Origin of the sequence: Maribacter thermophilus, assembly GCF_001020565.1 — a bacterium.
Classification (GTDB): Bacteria; Bacteroidota; Bacteroidia; order Flavobacteriales; family Flavobacteriaceae; genus Maribacter; species Maribacter thermophilus.
The window spans coordinates 3,862,828-3,885,153 of the sequence record NZ_LDAS01000001.1 but is presented as its reverse complement, the minus strand read 5'-3'; the positions used below and the strand labels follow the sequence as shown (position 1 = coordinate 3,885,153).

Here is a 22,326-nt window from a genome sequence, read left to right as displayed (position 1 = left end):
TATAAGCTTATGCCAACACCTCTGCCGCTACCAATAGTCCCGCTCAGGGATAAACCACATTATACTTTTTTCTTTTCCCTATTTTAATATCCGTGGTCTTGGAGTCATACTTCAATACCGGTTTTGAACCATTTAAATATTTAAAACTATTTCCCTTTACAGAAACATCAGAACAATTTTCTATATATAAACTAGGTAGGTTTTCCAATATTGGTACGTACGTATCCGTCTGTTCAACAACATTGTCATGAAATACCAATCCATCTATGGAGATAGCCGTTAAAATTGGTGTATCGAATGTTTTAAATAAATTATTACGAATAATAATATTTTTATTGAATTTACTTTCAGCCCCTTTCTTGTCGGAATAGATTGGATCTATCAATATGGTAGATTGACGGTTATACCCACCATAGCCACAATCCTCAAAAATATTATTTTCAATGACCAGATTGTTAGAAGGCCCAGATTCGTTCCACAAATCCATGTCAGCCGTTATTCGAAGACTTGCCATTTGTGATGAGAAATGGTTTCCCTTTACCACTATTCCCTTAGAGCTGGCCAACAAAAAACTTCTTGCACGATTATTGCGAACTATATTATCCTCAAGAACAGCTGTGGGGCTCCACGTAACATTCTCTATTCCATAATATAGCCCCACCTTGTTTTTTACAGGTTTATCAAAAGTAAGAATTGAAATTTTCTCATTGATTCGTTTAACTTTCGTTAAAAAAAGATTCTCAACAGTCGGCTCCAATGTTTTATTATTAACAATACGAACCTCATCTCCCGTTTCCCCGAACAAATAGCCATTTTGGTGAGGATGATAAGTTTCTACGGCAACACTATAGTCGTCAATGATTTGATTAACCCTAACATATGTTCCGTGAATATTTGTAGCATCGTCCAACATATTTTCAAAAATCGAATTCCTTATGATAATGTGACCTTTATTGTTACAAAAGTGAGTTGCATCTGCCGAAGTGGTAACCATTCTTCCCTGTCCCTCCTTTAAAACGACATTAAAGCCATCTAAAGTTATATTCTCTGAACGTTCGGCAATAAACCCCATGGCACCTGCATGGTGTACATTGATATTCTCAAATAACAACTCTTTAGATTTAAAAACCCTAAATGCCGGGCACATTCTATTTGCAAGATATTCTCCTTTAGAAACAAATATAGACCCAACAGGAGGCACTTGTCTAGACTCTCCCTTTAACCGAATAACGCCCTTCTCAAGTTCTACAGCCTCAATCCCTTTTTCCTGCATTTGATACAGAAGGGTATTATAATAGGGAGACTTGGTTTTAGGATCCCAGACTATGTTTTGCCCAACTTCCACATCATACCTCTCTGATATATTAAATTTTGGCCCATATTTATTATGATAAGGAGTATCTTCTCTTTCCAAGGACAAATACAAACGCCCATATTTTACTACATATGGGGTACTAACCTTAATGTCAAAAGTTTTGTCCTTCTCATTATTCGCGATTACTTTCCCTTCCAATACAAATGGAACATCCCAGTTAACACTTAAATTGGCAATCTTTATATTGGAACTATTTTCAAGAATAAACGGAACTATTTTACTATGAAATATAAATTCTGAACCTCCCCCATCTATCTCAAAACCATTTAAATTCATCAACGGAAATGGAGTCCTTTTAAGCCCGTTATCGTTATTGGTAATTTCGCAATAAAATTCTGGAGCATACGTGGGATAGAAATGATACTTGCCTTTTGGAAAAACTACTTTTTTAACATTCAACTCTTTATAAGCCTCTATAACCTTTACAACTATAGGGGTAACATCTTGGTATTGCTCCAAATACTCCCCGTCGAACTCAAGTACACCATTTTTTATATTATATTGACAGTTTACATTACAACTTACCAAAAAGATCAGTATAGCTACAAACGATAAATTAAATTTTGTGTTCATCCATTTTTATTAATATGTTATAATCTGTACGTTTTTATTTAAATCTTTTGAATTGAAATTCTTAATCGGCATCTTCGGGCCTAAAATCAGATTTATTAACCCAATTAAGTTTTGGTGTATCTTCTCCGTTCATGTACTTTTCATAGTAGTTCATGAACTTTGCTGGATAAATAGGATATCCATCAAAAATTTCTCCCTTACCAAGTATTCTTGGATCATTTTGAGCTTTTAGTTTATCCTCCATTTGTTGGTACAGATCCTCTTTTAAACTCACAAAATCTTCCTTTCCGGCTAAATTATTTAGGCACTGTGGGTCTGTCTTTATATTATAAAGCTCTTCGGGCGGTCTTTTTCCAAAACTCAACTCCCAAAAAACATTTTTCCCGTCTCCTTTACTATCCAATATTGCCGTTTTAGTTGGCCCTCCATCACAATTTAGGTATCCTGTTTCTGGGTTACCGGCCGGCCACCTATCAACCTCGAAATTCTTTAGATATAAGTAATCACCAACTATAATCCCCCTCATTGGATAACCTTCATTATTCGGACGACCAATGTCGTGACGTTCTTTCCCGATTAATACATGGTCTCGATATGTTGTAATGCGTCCAGATTCCTCAGAAAACAATACATCCGACAAACTTGTTCCTTCGATAACTTCCATACCTGATTCCTTTTCCGAAATCCCGGCAAACTCAAGAAATGTCGGCGCAAAATCAATAAAGTTCACAAAATCTTTTACCGTCCTTCCTTTGTTTTTTATCTTTTTTGGCCACATAATAGCTAACGGCAAATGATTGGAGAGCTCATAGGTTTGACCTTTTATTCTAGGAAAAGGCATTCCGTTGTCCGAGGTTACCACAATAATCGTATTTTCAATAAGATTTTTCTCTTCAAGAAGATCTAACATTTTTTCTAGTTGAGAATCAAAATACTCTAACTCAAATGCATAATCTAAAATATCAGTTTTAACCGAATCGGTTTTAGGCCAAAAATCGAAAACCTCTTTTACTTCAGACAATTTTTTCCCATTTTTTAGTCCCGAACCAAACTCGTAACTCCGATGTGGTTCCCAGCCACCATACCAAAAGAAAAAAGGTTGATCTTCCTTTCTTTTTTCCAAAAACGTTTCAAAATTCTTAGGGTAATCATTATCACTTATTTCTGAGGTTGGCGCATCCTTTTTAAACTTGTTGTACGATTTTACCAGTAGTTCTCTTTTTTCCCCTTTTTCATCATAAGCTACCCCGGGCAGATACCCTTTTCCTGTATAACCTACATGATAGCCATTTTCATAAAGCACTTCTGGAAAAGATTTGAATTTAGTAGGAAAGTATGCCATATGGTTTGCCGCCTCTTCCAATTGCCATGAATTTCTACCGGTCAATACAGCGGCTCTAGAAGGAGCACACTTTGCATTCGGTGTATACGCATTTTCGAAATACACTCCTTGTTCAACTATTTTGTCAAATGCAGGTGTGGTTACCCAATCTGGGCTATGCTTTCCCATATGTAAAAAAGACGCATCATCGGCAAGTACAAACAAAATATTAGGGGCTTTCTCTTCGGCTTTCTCTTCGGTTTTCGAGAACCTATTACAATTAACAAATAATAACACCCAAACAGGGACAGAGATTAAATATCTAATTTTCATAAACTTATATCTTATTTCTTAACTTTGATTATTGTTGCCATATATTGTTGCGGAAAGGATACCGTAAACTTACCCGCTCCTTGTTCTAAACTTATTCCCAAATCTTTAGGGTATAAAACTTCCGCTTCGCCAATGTTTTTCATTTCCAATTGAACAACTTCTTTTCCTGACAACCTCCATACAGCATAATAATCTGCATCCTCACTTTTCAACCCTAAAGCTATAGGTGATGCATCATCCGATATTTTAGGCATTCCAAAAGGAAAAAAAGGAATAGATTTTGGTATAATACCCGCTAATTCATCTTTATAAATTTCAATACCCGTTTTTACCTGTTTAAAACTCTCTTCCGGTAATTCTGCCAAATGACCACTTTGATGAATTCGCCCTAGCATGGCATTGACCATATTAAAAGAGGCCTCATATTTATTTCCGTCCTTCATAGGATATGACCATACCGCCAATTGTTCTGGTAATACAGCGGCCATAGCACCCACAACGATAGCAGGGTTTTTCTTGTAATCCGTTTGATCACTAGAAGATTGTAATTGGTTCATGGAAAGCATGGCATAGTCCATTCGCATTCCTCCACTTCCACAATTTTCAATTACCAAATCTTGGTGTCTATCATAAACATTTTCCATCCAATTTCTATACGCCCTTTGATGCTTTAACAAACCTTGCCCCATACTACTGGCATTTGTCTCGGTCCCCATTAGGGAGTTAACATTATAATCCATCTTTACATAACCAGCACCATATTGGTCTACCACCCTATCTATAACTTCATCTGCATGCTCTATAACATTAGAACTTCTAAAATCCAGCATATAGCTACCATTATCTATGACTCGCTTGCCGTGGCGCATAAAAAACCAACTATCCGGCTTCTTTTTAAGAGGAGACCGTATCCCCACCCTCTCGATTTCCAACCATAGACCAGGTATCATATCATTAGAGCGGATACTATCCAACAGCCTTTCTATCCCCCCTGGAAACCTACTGTTTCCCGGTCTCCAAAGACCTACGGCATCCCACCATTTTTCGTTCATTTCCGCATACCAACCAGCATCGATCACGTAATATTCACAACCTGCCTCGGAAGCAGCCTTGATCAATGGTAATTCTTTTTCGGTTGTAGGGTCTCCAAAAAGACAATTCATATAGTCGTTAAAAATAACTGGACATTCCTGATTATCCTTATTAGGCGAAATACAAGCTACTCTCCTATATTTTGTTAAAGCTTCTATAGCTTCATCAAAACCTCCTTCTACACATCCTATAGCTACGGGTACCGTGACATATTCCTCCCCCGCACCTAGAGATTTCCATGCTTGATGATGCTCTTCATCAGGGCCTCCTATATAAACATATGTAGGGTTTTCCCCTGTAGGTGTTTTTGCACCAGACCTAACATTCGAGAACTCCCAGTGCCAAGACCCATTATGTTCTATTTGCCAAAACCAAGTTAACCCAACAGCTTTATTCTCTATCATAGCCATGGGCAACTCCTTTACAGTTGACATTGAACCGATATTAGTGTGAAAAATTCCAGAAAGTTGAAAAGTTCCATTAGGCCCCCAACCTGCTTCCGAAGGAAGTTCACTATGCCATTGTGCTTCTGTTTTCCAACCATTGTTGGCCCAATGCACAAGTAACTTTTCTTCTATACTCCCTTGTCCCAAATTACCAATATTGTTGATCATGGCCGAACTAAGGTGATTAACACCAATACTCTTTTTAGATACGTTCTTTACTTTTGTATATCTTCTACAGGTATTGGTACCTCTGTAAAATTCGTAGTAGGTAAATACCTCCAAACCAAGTTTTTGATCTTTCTGATATACCGTGTATAATTTCCCCCATGGCCTACTAACTTCCTCCACACTTACATAGTCCAGTCTTAACCCCGGTAGTCCCCCTGTTAGTTTTGCCCCATGGTGGGAGTCTCTATTCTCCCCCGTTACATGAAAAGAAACGCTCAAATCCGTTTCTTTATCAGTAGCGGGAAGCACAATATCTCCGTTATATTCAGAGGGCAGTAACAACCTTTCTTTTAAACGGTTATCAGAATCTACCTCAAATTTAATTTTGAGACCTTCAACTTCCATGTCGAAAGAGTTTTCTTGTGAGAAAACATTACATCCAAAAACCAAAAAAACCAATAACAATCTAAGTATATTCACAATACATTTTTTTTAATTATTCATCTATTCGCAACTCATTATCACATAGAACATCATGAAAAGCCAGTACACTCATCATGACAATTATGTTGATGACAATATGCTTATATCAATCATTATATATGAGACAAATGCTTTTGCTTTATTGTTCTTTATTAATTTTATGATTCAAATTTTAATTAAAAACAAACCACTCAAACCTTCTGTTGTAACGGTTCTATCCACTTCTTCCCCATTATTTATATCAATATTCTGAAGTTTGGTCCCCTTAAGCCTTTTAAACCTAGATCCTGGAAATAATTTGACAAGATCAAATGTGTAAGGTTTCAGTGATGCATTTACCAATACTACACCATTTTCAAATTCACGTGCCATTGCCAACTGCCTATTAGTGATCTTAAAATCCTTAATAACAACCTCACCCCCACCTTCTATTTCTATTTCAAGATCCCCTCTTTGCCCCACTTCCCTAAAGTAGAAACTACATGCTAGTTCGTCCACAGAATTTATGTAATTAAGAATTGAAGGCGCCGTATCATCTTTGTTTATCATGGCATCGGTACTGACCACTAACTGCCTAGGAACCAAAGATTCAAAACCAACAAGTGGTTCTTTAGATTTTGCTTTAAAATCGATAACCACATCTCCTTTTGAAAAGTTTACATCTTTTAATACCACTTTCATGTTCTTATCCGCAACATTAGCGTGGGAAAACACTATGAGTTCATTGTTTTTTATTTTGAATTGGCAATCCACAGAATTGATCTTTACCCCCTTAAAGTCCAGAACATTTTTTTTATTCAAACTAGCTCCGTCATAAATTGTCGGCCCTAATGGTTTGCCCAGCCAATACTCTTCATTTTCCTCGCCCTTGACCAACTCGTCCACAATTCCTCTCTTAAACCCGCTATCAGACGGTGTTCCTATAACCGAATTGAAAGAAACCCCTAAACATTGGGCAGCTGCCAAAACCATTCTTTCTCTATCTTTTTGATCCTTTTCACTGCCATTTTTATCTTTATTAGTTATATATGAAAAAGAAGGTGTTATAGCGTATTTGTTCCAATATCTGAACAAACTAAGAGGTTTTGAAAATTCTCTAAATGAATTATTTGGCTGGCAAAATCCCTCAGCTTCCATACCATTTGCAACACCAATAGCTCTCATCGAATAATCTACACCTCCATCGCCCAAAATAAGTTTTGTATTTCCTAAAGTTTTTCTAAGATTTTTATAAAAACTATACACCCCCATACCAAAAACATTCTTTCCATCTAGATAACCGTCATCTGCTATACCATCCAAATCAAGATCTACTTTTCGTTTTCCACTTGTCACCTTTTTTAATGTCCAAGGTGATATATCAAATTGGATTCCGTCCAAAGCAAAAGCGATACCATCATTTTCAAACCAGAATCCAATTTCCTCGACCAGTATATCTGCACATTGTTTACCATCCAAATCTTTAGGACAAGTTGAAGAAAGGTTATAATACCATAATAAATTATTGTCTTTGGGAGAGCCCCATGGACCACTTGTAGCATGTGGGGCAACATACGTTTTCCCCTTTTCAAAACTTAAAGGCTTTGTTCCATATTGGCCCCTAGCCACCTTTATGTAACCATCTCCAATCCCTACTAAGGTTACCTGCTCGGCCCTTTCCCAAATCTTTTCCCCATTCTTATCTATTGGCACCAAAACAATGTCGTCTTTCTTTTTCGCATTTCTTAAACCAATATTTAGTCTAAAAACGGAGGTGTCTGACACTTTTAAAATGGTATCGTTGGAAGAAATACCCTGTTCCAGAAAACAGCCGGGATTATATAGCCAATGACCCGCCGAATATTTGGAAGTATTCCAATTAGGGTCCCTAGACCTTCCATTAAAATGTAATACTACTAACTGCTCAGGATTTTCAACAGCAAAGCGATTTAAATAGGTTAAAGTTCTCGAAACATCTTTTGTCGATATTTCTTCCGCCATCGCCTTTACAAAAACACCTCCTAACCGTCCATTTTCCTTTTCCCAGTCTTCATAACTCATATTTACATGATCGGGAGTCCTAAAAAAAAAGCCTTTGGGATATTCGTTCCCCAAAATCCTTTTATCAGTCAAAGTTACATCCGAATGTAGATTGACCGTATTAACTATTTGCTGTATTTCTTCAATTTTACTATCTGGCAGATTCTCAATTTTCAAAAGATCAGAAGTGTTCGTTTTTTGCCGTATCATAAACCAGTAGGCCTTTAACAGATCTTTCCGTATATTTTTCAACCCTATTCCCCTTAAGTTATCACCAACTATTTTAAGGTCTTCATTTCTTTGAAATATGACGTCTGTCTTTTCTATTGGTTCCCAAGAACCATGATTCTTTTTTGGTGTTATAGACTTAGACGTAGTAATAGAACATCCTATTAGAAGAAATAGAACAGGCAAACATAGCCCTCCAAACCTTATATCTCTTTTGACCGTTATAAATCTCATTTACAAATAATTAACTTCCAGCTTTAGGATAAACTCAAATTGTTACACCTTAACTTAACAATCTCCCCACCACCTATAATGGCAGAACCCTCCCCTAATAACCAGGGTTTTGTTCTAAGTTTGGATTGATCTCTGTTTGTTCCAAGGGCAATGGGAACCATATTTTATGGGAGACCCAATTGGATTTTAATTCTGCAACGACTGAATTCCATCTACCATTACTAACATCCAGACCATTGATAGCCTCGTCAAACTTGTTAAAACGCATTAAATCAAATCTTCGTTGACACTCAAAAGCCAATTCGCGAGATCTTTCATCAAGAAGCTCTTCAACAAAATCTTCTTTATAATAAGCGTTATTAAGGGTTGCCACAGTATACCCATCCTCCAGGGCCCTGTTTCTGACAATGGAAATTGTATTTCTCGCTTCCACTTCATTACCCGTAAAATACTGTGCCTCCGCTTTCAGCAGTAAGATATTGGCAAATCTTAGCAAAGGAAAATTACCTTCGGTCCCATAGTTTACAACGGTTTTTTGTTTTGGGTCTTGGACCCTGAACTTTCCTTGGGTATAGGAATTGAACTCTGTGGGCTCTGCGAGCTGACTGATGGAATTAGGAATAAAATATCTTATTCCGTCTATTTCTTCATAATCCGCATTGTTTGGTATTACCCCAACCAGATTGTGGTCACGTCTAAAATCCCCATCAGTATATTTATAATAAAATTCTCCGGTAGGTCTTAACCATCCATACCCTCCACCTACTAAATCTCGGTTTCCTTGAGGTAGCAAATTATTTACCCAAATATTAATTCTTTGATTGGAAATATCGTCACTTCCCTCGGCCATAAACAAACATTCTTCTCGTTGATATGAAGAAGTGGTAGCCCTAAAAAGATAATCGTATTGATCAATTAAACGATAACCACTGTTATCAACAACATCGGATGCCACTACTAGGGCCTTCGCATACATATCATCTTCATCCACCCAATCAAAACTATTTAACGGAAAAGCCAAATCATTACCCACTCCAAATTTTTTGCAACTTCCAAGATAACAGTATAATTCTGCAAGAAACCCACCTGCTGTCCATTTATTGGCACGTCCGGTTTTAGAAGACCTATGGTCTAAATTTTCATATGCATACTTAAGATCCTCAATTATCAGTTCATACACCTCATTTAACGGTTGCCTCGCCTTTTCTGGATCCGCCTGAGATTCGGTATATGTAGGAATAGCCCCGAACATTTTAGCTAAGTACATGTGATAAAGACCACGTAAAAAACGAGCCTCCGCCCTAACTGTTTCCCGTCTGGCCTCATCTTCCATTTCCGCCCCGTCCAAATTCTCCAACAATAGGTTTAACCTATTTATACCGGCATACCAATAAAACCAATTATATTTTAAAAATTTATTTGTACTATTGAACGACGCCAACCCCCATGGTGCATAATCCGTATTCCCAAACCCTTCCTTCGTAATCGATTCATCCGTACCACCATTGAGCATAAACAAAAGACCCCTACCAAAAGTATCGTAATTACCGTTCCCCATTACCGAACCATCGTTTATTACCGAATAACCTGCGGTAATTGCCAACTCTATTTCCACTTCATTGGAATAAAAATTTTCTGGAGAGGAGAAAGAATATGGAGCTGTTTCCAAGAAATCTTCCTCACAAGAACTGCATAACCCCAATAAAAGAACAAAAGCTATTATATTTTTCATTTTTTTAGTTTTTTTAGTTAAAAAGTAATATTAAGACCAAGCGTTATAGTCTTGGATCTTGGATAGGTTACTCTATCAAAACCTGTTAAGAGAGGATTGTTGAAACTAACATCGGGATCAAAACCAGAATATTTGGTCCACGTTTTTAGGTTTGTCCCACTAACATAAATCCTTAATGATTTGATACCCGTATCGGTAATGAATTTTTGAGGTAGATTGTATCCTAAAGAAGTGTTTGCCAACCTCACATAAGAGCCATCCTCAACATAGTAACTCGACGACAGTCTAGCCGTAGAATTTTGTTGAGACAATGAACCATGTTCATTTGATGGATTTTCTGGCGTCCACCGATCATCATAATAATCTTGAAGGATATTATTCGCACCAAAACCTTCTAACCGATATTTAAACTCGTTGAAAATTTCATTTCCATACTGAAATTCTAAAAAGAAGCTAAAGTCAAAGTTTCCTACTTTAAAAGAATTCGTGATTCCCCCAAAAATATCAGGATAACTATTACCAAGACTTTTTCTATCGTTTTCATCGTCCACAACCCCATCTCCGTTCAAATCCTTGAATTTAAAGTCACCTGGTAGAACAGACGCGGATGAGTTTTGAACCACCCCGTCTTTCAACTGAAAAACCCTTTCATCGAACGGTATACTAGAATCGCTACCGTCTTGCCATGTAAAATCATCGATCTGATAGACTCCATCCCATTCAAAACCATAAATGTTGCCAATGGATTCACCTTCTTCAACCCTTCCTACATTGGTAATATATCCGCCACCTATAGTAACCGGTATAAAGTCAACAGCACCTAGATCCTTAACCTCATTTTTATTGGCGGCGACATTTATACTGGTTTGCCATGTAAAATTAGGTCTATCAACATTAACGGTGTTTAGGGATAATTCGACACCATTGTTATCTACAACTCCTATATTTGTATATTCTTCAAAATATCCTGTTTGAGAAGACACGGGGGAAAGTAGCAACAAATCCTCTGTTCTCTTGTGATAAACATCGGCCCCCAGACTTATTCTATTATTAAAAAGACCTATGTCCAGCCCAGCATTATATTGAGTGGTCGTTTCCCATTTTAAGTCTGGATTGGCACGCCTAGATGGCGCCAGCCCCAAATCCAAGTCCCCATCTGTAGCATACCGGGTATTGCCCAAACTAGACAAATATAAATAAGCGGGTATACGCTCATTACCGGTCACACCATAACTAAGCCTTAGTTTAAGGTTATTTATCGTTTCACTTTCCTTTAAAAAATTCTCTTTGCTTACCCTCCAAGCAAACGCCACGGAAGGGAAGACACCATACTTATTACCGGAGCCAAATTTATCCGAACCATCTGTCCTTATACTTGTAGTAAATAAATATTTGCCCAGTAAATTATAATTTACCCGCCCCAAATAAGACAATCTATTCGTAGAATATCGGTTTGAACTCAATGTTTTGTATCCGCCAGATTTACCAATATCGTTAATTCCGGTAGATTCATCTTCAAAATTGGTCACTTCCAATCCAAAACTTTCAAAATTATAGTGATTGGTTTCTGCGGCCAACATAAAATTAAAGACATGTTTATTAGTGAGTTTTAACCTATAATTTAATTGTGATGTTGTAAAATAAGACATCGTCTTACGGTCTTGTAAAACTCCCAACCCATTATCATTGACTCCCCAACGAGTATCTTTTCCGTAAAATTCCTTTCCTTTGGAATCGGAAATATTACCTCCTCCGCTTAACTTAAAACTTAAGTTGTCATTAAAATTATACTGTAGATAAGAACTTGCTATGGTTTGAAACAGAGAAACATTTTTCTCCGCTTCGGTAAGTAAGGCCATAGGTGAAATAAACTTTCCAAACTGCCCATCTTCAGGATCATCTGGATCATAATAATCTACAGGTTTGGCTATTACGATTGATTGTAAAACACCATTAAAATTTGATGACCCTCCAGTACTGGTAACCCCAGATTGCATTGAATAGCTGGACGATATATTAAACCCGGCTTTAAACTTCTTGGAAAACTTATGATCTATCCTTACCCTGGAATTTAACCTTTCATAATTATTGTTTACAACAATCCCATCTTGATTCAAATAACCAGCACTTGCAGAAAAACTGGTGTTCTCGTTACCACCTGATGCCGAAATATGGTGAGATTGGGAAAATGCGGTCCTAAGAGCCTCATCTTGCCAATTAAACATAGGTATGTTAGATAAATCCCTATCGGAATCAGGAATACCATCATTGTCCGTATCCTCAAAAAATAAAAAATCGTTAGTGTTACCTAGAGACTTTCTATATTCCAAATAATCCTCACCATTTAAAATATCCAATTCTTTTGTTGCTTGCGAAAAACTGCTATACGTATTGTAGGTAAAACTCGCCTTATTGTTTCCTCCGCTTTTGGTAGTAACCAAAACAACACCATTTGCCCCCCTAGATCCATATATGGCCGTAGCAGAAGCATCTTTTAAAACCTCGATAGATTCAATATCAGCTGGATTCAAAGTTGCTAAAGGATTCATTGAAGTTGAATTACCAACAGAAGAATTAGCTACTTCATCCTCATTAATATCAATTTGAACTCCGTCTATTACATACAAAGGATTAGAACTTGCGCTAACCGAATTGGCTCCACGTATTTTTATGTCTATACCAGCTCCAGGCTCACCAGACGACTGCTTTACTTGCACCCCTGCCATTTTACCTTGAATTGCCCCTAGAAAAGAAATAGATTTAGACTGCACTATATCATCGGATTTTAAACTGGTAACCGACCCCGTTAAGTCAGACTTTTTCGAAGTACCATAACCAATCACAACCACTTCGTCCAAGGTTGAAAAATCCTCTTCCAGCAAAACATCGACAACCGTTTTCCCTTTGATATTCAATTCTTTGGTCTTAAACCCTATAAAAGAAAAAAGAAGTACGTCCGATTCAGATATATTAATTTTGTAATAACCGTCAAAATCAGTTACCACACCATTTAGCGTGCCTTTCTCAAGAACATTCACCCCTGGTAAAGGGGTGCCATTTGAGTCCTTCACAACTCCTTCAATACTTTGTCCCGTCTGCCCATAACTTTGCAGAAAAAACAAAATACAGATTAAGAACAGCCCCCAAACTTTTCTCGGGAACCCTAAACCTTTTTTTAAAAAGTTACAGTTTTTAGTCATAATAGTTGGTTTTTAGTAATGTCTAAATTTTAAGAAGTGTAAATTTAACACGTGTAAATAAAACACTATATTTTTATATATCCTATTTTTTTAACAACATAAATATTATATAAACAATTTTTTATGTGATATTTTAAAAATTTGAAAAAAACGTTTTAAAAAAGTCATAGGAGGGATCTGTGTCGATTCTGTACAACATTGAAATTTTCAGTATGTAAAGCAGAATTTACTAACGATATGAATATCCCTATTACTTATTTAATTTGTCATATAGATCCTTACTTATACGAATTACACTTCCATGTTTTGCCTCGTCAGGAAAGGAGGCGGTATCGGTAAGATCTTCCCATTCTCCCATACCAATTTCCTTGGTACGAAATACGGCCATTCTATGTTCTCGGCTTAAATCCACATACAAGTAATAGTAGCCCCCGATCTTTATAAGATTAGGACCTTCCGAGAATTTATATTTACTAGTTATATAATTATCTGTCAAGTTATAAGGACCTGTCAATCCATAGGAATACGCCTCCCTAATAGTGGCCAATTTTCCGGGATGTACTATATGTTTAACAAATTCTATATATTTTCCTTTTGGATGATTATCCGGTAACCTATAGATGTAACAGTCTACAGAAGGAAACCCAAAATCTTGCAACAAAACAGGTTGCGACCAGTTCTCCAAATCATTTGATAAGGAATAATACATTCTATTATTGGCTCTGGGATTAGGCGATAATTTACTTGTTTCCACAAACCTCCCTTGAATTGAAGACCCCCAATAAACCATCCATTGTTGTGTATCCTCATCCCAGAACAATTCTGGGGCCCACGTATTATGTACCCCTGGCACATCCTTATTGATATGAACCTCTCTTGTATCCGACCAGTTTAAAAAATCATAAGTAGATGATATTCCAAAACTATCATTGTTTCCCGTAGACCAAACCATATGGATCAAATCGGGATTTTTAGGATCTCTTTTAAACATTGGATCCCGAAAAAAAGTACCAAAGCCTGGGTGAAAAATAGAAGAATCATTTTTCACAGGAACCCAATGCAAACCGTCTTCACTAACGGCTAAGTGGAGTCCTTCATTTTGTCTTTCATAACCATAGAAATAGCCGAATAAGAAGTAATCATCAGAAGTATCCGCACTTTGTGCATAGAGCACAAGAAACGGACAAAATAACAGCATAACAGCAATGGTCAAATATATTTTCAACTTATTCATTGGTATATGATTTACAATTGTTCTTTACAGCTAGAAAGTTATTGTTAAACCGCCATCAACGGTAATTACAGAACCGGTAATATAACTTGCATCCGGACTAGTCAAGAACCAAACTACACCAGAAACTTCATCTGGTCGCCCTGCTCGTTTTAACGGTAAATGATCATTCTTTACATAATTCTCCCTAAACCAACCCGAATACAACTCATTTTCACCATTTTCTTTGATTGACATTGGAGTCTCAATAAACCCAGGTGCTATGGTATTTGCCAATATTTCCCGATCGGCCAATTCTACGGCCAACGAACGTGTGAATTGAGTAATTGCAGCTTTTGCCATTCCATAAGAAGAACTGCCCAGCGCCACTCTCTCATAATGAATCGATGTAATATGGACTATTCTACCTCCATTCTTCATTAAAGGCACAAGAATCCTGGCAATTTTAACAGAACCATAAAGCATGGTCTGCAACGACTTATCCCACCTTTCCATATCATCTTCAAAAATGCTTACATTTTGTGATATGCCTACACTGTTTACATAAGCATCGATCTCCCCGAAAGTATCGCGTACAAAAATTCCGAATTTCCTTATGGACTCATCATCACTTACATCAACACCAACCCCAATATGCCCGTCTCCATCCAAACTCTCAACCACATCAGTACACTTACCTGTACTCCGTCCGGTAACCATAACCTGCCATCCTTCTTCAGCGTATCGTTTTGCGGTAGCTTTGCCAATACCAGAAGAACCCCCTAAGACTACTATTTTTTTTCGCATATCTATGAATTATCAATAACTAGCTCGCCCTCCAGAAATATCAAAGATGGCTCCGGTATTAAAACTTGATTCCTTTGAAATAATAAAAGATACGATAGAAGCCACTTCTTCTACAGTACCCAAACGCCCCATTGGTATTTTCGATGTCATGTAAGCCAATTGGTCTGGTGAGGTATTTTCGTTCATGCTGGTTTTAATCACAGCCGGAGCCAAACCATTTACAGTTATACCCGATTGGGCATATTCTTTACCCACACCTTTAACCAAGCCAATAACCCCCGCCTTCATAGATGAATATCCGGACATAAATGGATTACCTTCTTTACCTGCAATGGAAGATATCAACAAAATACGACCATACCCATTTTTTTTCATAACCATAATACTATACTTGGTCATAAGAAATGCTCCTCTAAGATTAATTCTATATATATTATCATAATCTTCCAACCCATAATCAACAATACTGGTACTGGTAGGGCCTACTATCCCAGCAGAATTTACCATAGCATCTATTTTGCCGTATTTTAACTCAACTGCCTCAATAGCCTTTTTAACATCATTCTCAGATGAAACATCCACTTTAAAACCTTCGGCCTTATAACCTTTACCATGTAGGACTTCCACTGCCTTCTCCAAAACTTCTTCGTTTATATCAAACAATGCAACACTACCTCCTTCAGATGCCACCCTTTCTGCAATACCATAACCCAATCCGTCCGCCCCTCCAGAAATAACAACCACTTGATTTTGAAATCTATTCATAATCCCTTTCTATTTTCTTAAATAATTCATCTATTTACTTTTAGAACATATTAGAAGCCCCTAAATAATACACGTCATTTATCCTACGCGTCTATTATACCACCAACAATCAACACACAAAAAATCCATGTTAGTAAGATGTATGATTGTTTTCAACACTAAATATGCCTTATAATATTTTCTTACTTTTAAAATCTAAATCCGATGAATAGATTTGTATTAGATTAAGCTCCTAAACAAATTCGACACTAATCACCATACTCATTAAACTTAATACAATTGCGATTTGAACATAAATCCACCTTAAAAATTTCATTATTCCAATTTTCAACAACCTTAAAACAAATATATAGTATTTTTTTTAATAAAAAAACATTATATAATTATTATAAGTAAAAAAACATAATATTGATATATGAAACACAGCAAATTAACCTTAAGTATCTATAACAATCTATTGGACGACATTGCAAAAAACGAAAACCTTCCACGGGGATTACCCACAGAAGCAAAACTTGCAAGCAATTATTCCGTAAGTAGATCCACTATTAGAAAGGTAATCGAGATTGCATGTTCTAAAGGAATCGTAATGAAAGATGGTTCAAACAAAATAATATTAAGGCTTCCCACAAAAAGCGATTATTTTTCCTCTAATGAAATTGAAAATTCCAAATCGGATATTGCAGAAAGAGCAGTACTTAAAAAATTATATAATTACGAATTAAAACCAGGGGACAAGTTTTCCGAACTTGAAATTGCCAATGAAACCAATACCAACACAGTAAGTGTCAGGGAAGCTTTAAATGGAATAAGCCATACGGGACTAATAAAAAAAAGGGCTGGACAAAAGTGGGAAGTAGAGGCACTAACCCAATCCAAATTAAATCAACTAATAGAATTTAGATCTTTACTTGAGAATTATGCAGTCAACTGTTTAGAGAAACAAACCAACGATAATGATTCCATTACTAAATTTACTCAAATACTAAATAGACATAAGGAGTTACTACAGAAAAAAAAGGTGAATTTTTCGGATTTAACCGCTTTAGAAAAAAGATTTCATTATACTCTTATTAAGGCATGTAACAACTCTTTTATCGAAAGTTCATATAATTCATTATTTATTCTCATAAATTATCATATAGGACAAATAAAATATGACACCTTAAAAATTAAAAATGTGTTACGACAGCATATAACAATATTAGAAGCTATACTAGATAATGATTTTAACAGCGCCAAGAATGCACTTCAGTTTCATTTAGACCATGCCGAAAAAAGTATGAAAGAGGTGAATGCCAAGCTACCCATGTACAAATGAATTTATGAATCATAGACTCTATTTACGAAAAAAAATAAGGTTTATTATAGATTCCCCCTCTATGACTTCTTTAAATTTACCCTGCATTTTATTATATAAGAATACAAGAGAAAGCCTATGATATTTTGTGTCATGTCTTTAAACAGTTCAAATAGAAAGAAATCTACAATACTCAAAAACCTTTATGTTCAATGCTTACCCACCATGCCAATAACACCATTTATCCGTGTGAAAAATAGAATATAACCAGAGAAAAGAAGGACAGCCACGTTTAGATCTATTCGCACCTTTTTTCCTATACCTATTTTACCTTATCTTCTGCTAAGGTAGCATCTAACCATTTATCCGTTCTAAAAGATGGTGCCGGCAAAAGATTACCATTACAAAGAGTTCCTACCACCCAATTTCGCCAAGCATATCTTACCTCAACAGGATCGGGCACATTATTACTAGACACAAATACTTCCTTACGATTTATTATTTCTGCGTATGCAGGGTAAAACACCCTATCTTTCCCGGCAATCTCAAACCCCTTTAACTTATCGTATGCATATAATCCATTCTCGGCATTTTTAAATTTCAAGATTATTCCCCCGTCTTTTTTCTCTTTAGAATCATACATTGGAGAAAAACAGTCCACATTTTTGTATCCGTAGGTCCGATGCAGTGCATTAAACAATAATCTATCGGCAACCTCTTTCTTTTTAGGAGGATGAATACTGTTGTAATCTCCAATATCCATTGTTATTGCAATTCCTGAATTTGGTATCAGATCCAAACACTGAATCTGAGCCTCTCTAATAAAAGCAGTGTTACTAACAGTTTGAAATTCAGTATTACCACTATACTTATAAGGTGCAATTTGTACATAATAAAATGGGAAATCACCGATTCCCCATCTATGACGCCAATCTTTTACCATTGCAGGAAAAAGTTTCTTATAGTTTTCCGGTTCCATCCTATTAGATTCTCCTTGATACCATAATGCCCCTTTTATTGTGTAAGGGATAATCGGATTTATCATCCCATTATATAATGCAGTCGGAATATGATTTGTCTTTTTTGTTATATCCACACCATCAAGATGTATCTTTTCATAGTTGCTCAACACATCTGTACTCATCCATGCCTGAATAGGACTTCCTCCCCACGAAGACTGTATTAACCCTACGGGCACATCTAAAATCTCCTGCAATTGTTGTCCGAAAAAATAAGCTATGGCACTATATGTTGAAACACTTTGTGGGCTGGCCTGCTGCCATCCCTTATATTTAGAAACATCAGCCAAGGGTGTTTTAGCCCCAACCTCATCCACCGAAAAAAGACGTAGATTTGGATTACCGGCCTTAGCAATCGAAATATTAGATTCATATGTAGGTTGCCCCAAAAAACCTTTTACCGGCTGCTCCATGTTTGATTGTCCGGAACACAGCCAAACTTCTCCGAATAAAACATTCTTCAATGTAATATCTGAAGTTTTACTTTTAATTACAATAGTTTGAGGCTCTTTACTATTGCTCGTTTTTACTTTAATACTCCAATTACCTTCACTATCCGCTTGTATATTCACGACCTCCGAGAACCAAGAAGTTTTTATGCTGATTTTCTCTTTGGCATTGGCCCACCCCCATAGCTCAACGGTTGTATTACGTTGTAGAACCATATTGGACGATACAACAGCCGGTAATTTTACCTCTGCCCTTATCGAGACAACAAAAAACAGATTCAATAGTATTACATGAACAATTAAAGTTAATCTACTCATTTTATAAACTATTCTATTACTTTTTTCTGTGTTATGATCGCTGCAAACTGTACCCCTCTTTTTTTTTCAGATACTCCACAATAACATTTTAGCATATATTAAAACTAGACTTTTAAAGTTTCCAAATAGGCAATCAAGTCTACCAGTTCACCTTCTTTCATTACTTTATCAAGGCCTTCTGGCATAAGCGAATTTTTCATTTCCTCTATACTTTCTATATTCTCCTCTGGAATAACCTTGGTAGTCGCCCCCATCATCTTTATCGTAATATCTGTCTCACTTCTCCCTAAAATATATCCGTTTAACCTACCTCCATCTTTTAGCTTTACGGTATATCCTTCGTAACCAAAATTGATTCCCTCACTTGGGTTGATAATGGAAGAATACAAAAACCCTCTGGAAAGTTTATTTCCAATATCAGATAGTGCGGGACCGAAATCACCCCCCTCTTCTTCCGCTACATGGCAAGAGATACAATATTTATTATAAACGATTTTTCCTTCAATAGGATTTCCTTCCTTCTTCATCAACACTTCAATATCCTGAGAAATATTATTATCCGTGTCCAGGTATTTAAGAGCTCCCTCCCTTATCCTGTCTATACTACTTGACATCAATTTTAAAGCGGCTGCGGACTTAAGCTCTCCATTCAACTTATCTTGTTTTAAAAGACCGAACAACCTATTTTGCCCTCTACGGGTATTCCCAAGTGCCTCGATAACTTTTTTCATAAGAATGGGCTGGAATTTATTTTGAACCAAACACCTTTCCATAAACCCCATGGCCTTAATACTGTTTACCCCTCCTAAAATATTCATAACCGCATTCTTTTCGTTATACCCGACATCTGAATTAAGATAATTTTCAACAATGGATTCACCTCCCGACTCGAATAGATACTGTGCAGCCTCTGTCCTCAATGAATTTTCCGCATCACTAATCATCAAGTCAAACAACTTTTTCTCTTGCCCTTGAACATTAAGATTCTTTACAATCATCATCCATTCTTGAGTACCTTCTATTGATGGCAATATTTTTTTTACCAACCTAATGCTCTCAGGTGAACTATTTACAAAGTCTTTATCCAGTTGACCTACGGCATAGGCCCTTATCATTTTATCTTGCGGATGATCAACATTTAACATTGAAAGCAACATTTGGTTTTTTAGTGGGTGTTCCTTAAAATGAAATGCCCTGAAATATGAAGGAATTTTAGCAGGATCAACATTTTTATCTTTTATCAAATCAATCATCAATGGCACTGTTTCCTTTGCGTTTATCCTCCAAACTATTTCCGCCCCCTCTGGACTTTTCCATATGTTGCCTACCATATTTTTCCAAGCAGAAAAATAAAGATCCGCAAACTTATCGCCTCCTATTCCCAAAGCCTCCAACTCCCATCTATCACCTTCTTTATGTTGTGTGGCTAAATTGGCCCATAACAATGCCGCTTCCTTTGACCCTATATACCTTAAAGCAATTGCCGCTTCCCTTCTTACCTGTACCGATGCATCCTTTATTATCTTCTCCACATAACCTGTTATATTATCTGCTGAAAAATATCTAGCCATACGAATTCCCTGAACACGAATCTTAGGATCGTCATCGGCCAATGCCATATCAATATAAAAAGAACTTCTATTGGGTATCCTTGCACCTAACCATAATGCTCGGGCTTTTGCAATACCTCCCTTTGAAATCAACAAGTTTAAGTAGGGCTCCGCTTCTTCCCCCATTTGACGTAGTTTTTGCCAGGAACGAAAAAAGACATCCATATTACCAGAAGTCAATCCCTTTGCCGCCCCATCTGCTGTTGTAAAATCAAATTTTGGCAAACTATACTCTTTACGAGTAGAAACACGATATATTCTTCCACGAAAAATATCTTCCGCCTTATGTCCGCCTACACCACCATCATACCAATCGGAAACAAACAATGACCCATCAGGTGCCTCTGCCACATCATCTGGCCTAAACCAATCATCTTTGCTCTTAACTATATTCTTAATAGAAGCGCTATAACCAGCTCCCTCATTTTTCATTATATAAGAACGCACTACATTATGGCCAGGCTCACAATGAATTAATTGATCCTTGTATAGATCAGGCAACACATCCCCTTCATAAACAATCATCCCACAAGGAGAACCCGATCCGGTCTGCAACATATTGGGGACGGTCCCCGGGTCATTTAAATGCCAGTGCCTCAACGGTATAGAATCGCTCCAACCAGGCCTACGCTCCCTCCAATTGGCCCCAGTAATTCTATCTTTGTATCCGTAATTTCCATATTCCATAAGATAATTGATCCGAACACCCCTATTTCCATCATCGTCATTGTCGGATTGCCATATACTACCGTAAGAATCAACAGCTAGCTCATAAGGATTTCTAAAGTTATCTCCAATCACCTCTACCCGTGAACCGTCCTGTTCGCATCTAAAAGCCATGCCTTCTTGATATGGGTTTCTAGAAGCATCGATTTCTTCTCCATGTATATCCTTTATTACACTTCCATCTTCAGAAGTCAAATATTGTCCCTTGTTGCCATAATTAAAATATAACCTTCCATCAGCTCCAAAAACAACAGCGTGCGCTCCATGATCATGATCAACCCCACCTATTCCTGTAAACATTATTTCCTTTTTGTCCGGAACATCATCTTCATTCTCATCGGTAAAGACTAAAATGTTAGGACTTGCAGATACAATAACCCTATTCCCCAGCACTACAATTCCCAAGGCCGAATTAACATCTTCCCCTTGATAAAAAACCTTTGATTTATCTGCTTTACCGTCACCATTAGAATCTTCTAGAATTAATATTCTATCTCCTTTTTTATCATAGGCATTTTTAGGGTTTACCGATAATCTATAGTTCTTCCCTTCACACAACCATATTCTTCCCTTAGAATCAATCGCTATATTAGTAGGATTGCCGATCATCGGCTCTGAAGCAAAAAGTTGCATTTGTAAACTATCGGCAACTTCCATAGATAACAGAGCATTCTCTGGCATTCTTTTTTCCTCATCAGATAAATTTTCATAATCAATGCCAGAATCCCTCACCTCTGATTTACAAGCACCCATTAATATCAAAAAAATCAAGAGTATCTTACATCGATTAAGAACGATTTTCCCCTTCATTCCAAAATATGTTTTCATTCAATTATTTATTTTATTTATTTACCTCCCAGACTGCTATCTTAATTACATACCCTAACAAAAATCACCTCATCCATGAAGAAATAATTT

Annotated in this window: 12 protein-coding genes; 1 reads left to right on the top strand and 11 read right to left on the bottom strand. The window is 36.8% G+C overall.

Going from position 1 to position 22,326, the window contains the following annotated elements; translation table 11 throughout:
* Positions 1 to 43: 43 nt before the first annotated feature.
* From AB657_RS16830 to AB657_RS16790, 9 genes are all read right to left on the bottom strand, one after another.
* Positions 44 to 1,948 (bottom strand): alpha-1,3-galactosidase-related protein, encoded by a 1,905-nt coding sequence (locus tag AB657_RS16830; RefSeq protein WP_047247560.1) that lies wholly within the window; start codon positions 1,946 to 1,948, stop codon positions 44 to 46.
* A 61-nt stretch (positions 1,949 to 2,009) separates the two neighbouring features.
* Positions 2,010 to 3,602: a sulfatase family protein gene (locus AB657_RS16825; protein WP_047247559.1), complete on the bottom strand. Its 1,593-nt coding sequence runs from the start codon at positions 3,600 to 3,602 to the stop codon at positions 2,010 to 2,012.
* Between the two features lie 11 nt (positions 3,603 to 3,613).
* On the bottom strand, positions 3,614 to 5,788 hold the full coding sequence (locus AB657_RS16820; protein ID WP_157491799.1) for an alpha-galactosidase: 2,175 nt from the start codon (positions 5,786 to 5,788) through the stop codon (positions 3,614 to 3,616).
* Positions 5,789 to 5,956: 168 nt separating this feature from the next.
* Positions 5,957 to 8,272 (bottom strand): hypothetical protein, encoded by a 2,316-nt coding sequence (locus tag AB657_RS16815; protein ID WP_047247558.1) that lies wholly within the window; start codon positions 8,270 to 8,272, stop codon positions 5,957 to 5,959.
* A 94-nt stretch (positions 8,273 to 8,366) separates the two neighbouring features.
* Complete coding sequence (locus AB657_RS16810; protein WP_047247557.1) at positions 8,367 to 10,004, bottom strand: RagB/SusD family nutrient uptake outer membrane protein; 1,638 nt, start codon at positions 10,002 to 10,004, stop codon at positions 8,367 to 8,369.
* Positions 10,005 to 10,021: 17 nt separating this feature from the next.
* Positions 10,022 to 13,204, bottom strand: coding sequence for a SusC/RagA family TonB-linked outer membrane protein (locus AB657_RS16805; RefSeq protein WP_052958739.1), 3,183 nt, complete (start codon positions 13,202 to 13,204; stop codon positions 10,022 to 10,024).
* Positions 13,205 to 13,454: 250 nt separating this feature from the next.
* Entirely contained in the window at positions 13,455 to 14,438 is a 984-nt protein-coding gene (locus AB657_RS16800) for a glycoside hydrolase family protein (protein WP_047247556.1), read from the bottom strand.
* A gap of 30 nt (positions 14,439 to 14,468) precedes the next feature.
* On the bottom strand, positions 14,469 to 15,221 hold the full coding sequence (locus AB657_RS16795) for an SDR family NAD(P)-dependent oxidoreductase (RefSeq protein ID WP_047247555.1): 753 nt from the start codon (positions 15,219 to 15,221) through the stop codon (positions 14,469 to 14,471).
* Between the two features lie 12 nt (positions 15,222 to 15,233).
* Entirely contained in the window at positions 15,234 to 15,986 is a 753-nt protein-coding gene (locus AB657_RS16790) for an SDR family NAD(P)-dependent oxidoreductase (protein ID WP_198146916.1), read from the bottom strand.
* Positions 15,987 to 16,401: 415 nt separating this feature from the next.
* Here AB657_RS16790 and AB657_RS16785 point away from each other — a divergent pair, with 415 nt between their 5' ends.
* Positions 16,402 to 17,307: a GntR family transcriptional regulator gene (locus AB657_RS16785; protein ID WP_047247553.1), complete on the top strand. Its 906-nt coding sequence runs from the start codon at positions 16,402 to 16,404 to the stop codon at positions 17,305 to 17,307.
* Between the two features lie 301 nt (positions 17,308 to 17,608).
* Here the strand turns inward: AB657_RS16785 and AB657_RS16780 are convergent, their stop codons facing one another.
* Both AB657_RS16780 and AB657_RS16775 read right to left on the bottom strand, forming a co-directional pair.
* Positions 17,609 to 19,072, bottom strand: coding sequence for a sialate O-acetylesterase (locus AB657_RS16780; protein WP_047247552.1), 1,464 nt, complete (start codon positions 19,070 to 19,072; stop codon positions 17,609 to 17,611).
* Between the two features lie 104 nt (positions 19,073 to 19,176).
* A complete protein-coding gene (locus tag AB657_RS16775) occupies positions 19,177 to 22,236 on the bottom strand; it encodes a PVC-type heme-binding CxxCH protein (protein ID WP_047247551.1) in 3,060 nt (1,019 codons plus the stop codon).
* Positions 22,237 to 22,326 lie beyond the last annotated feature (90 nt).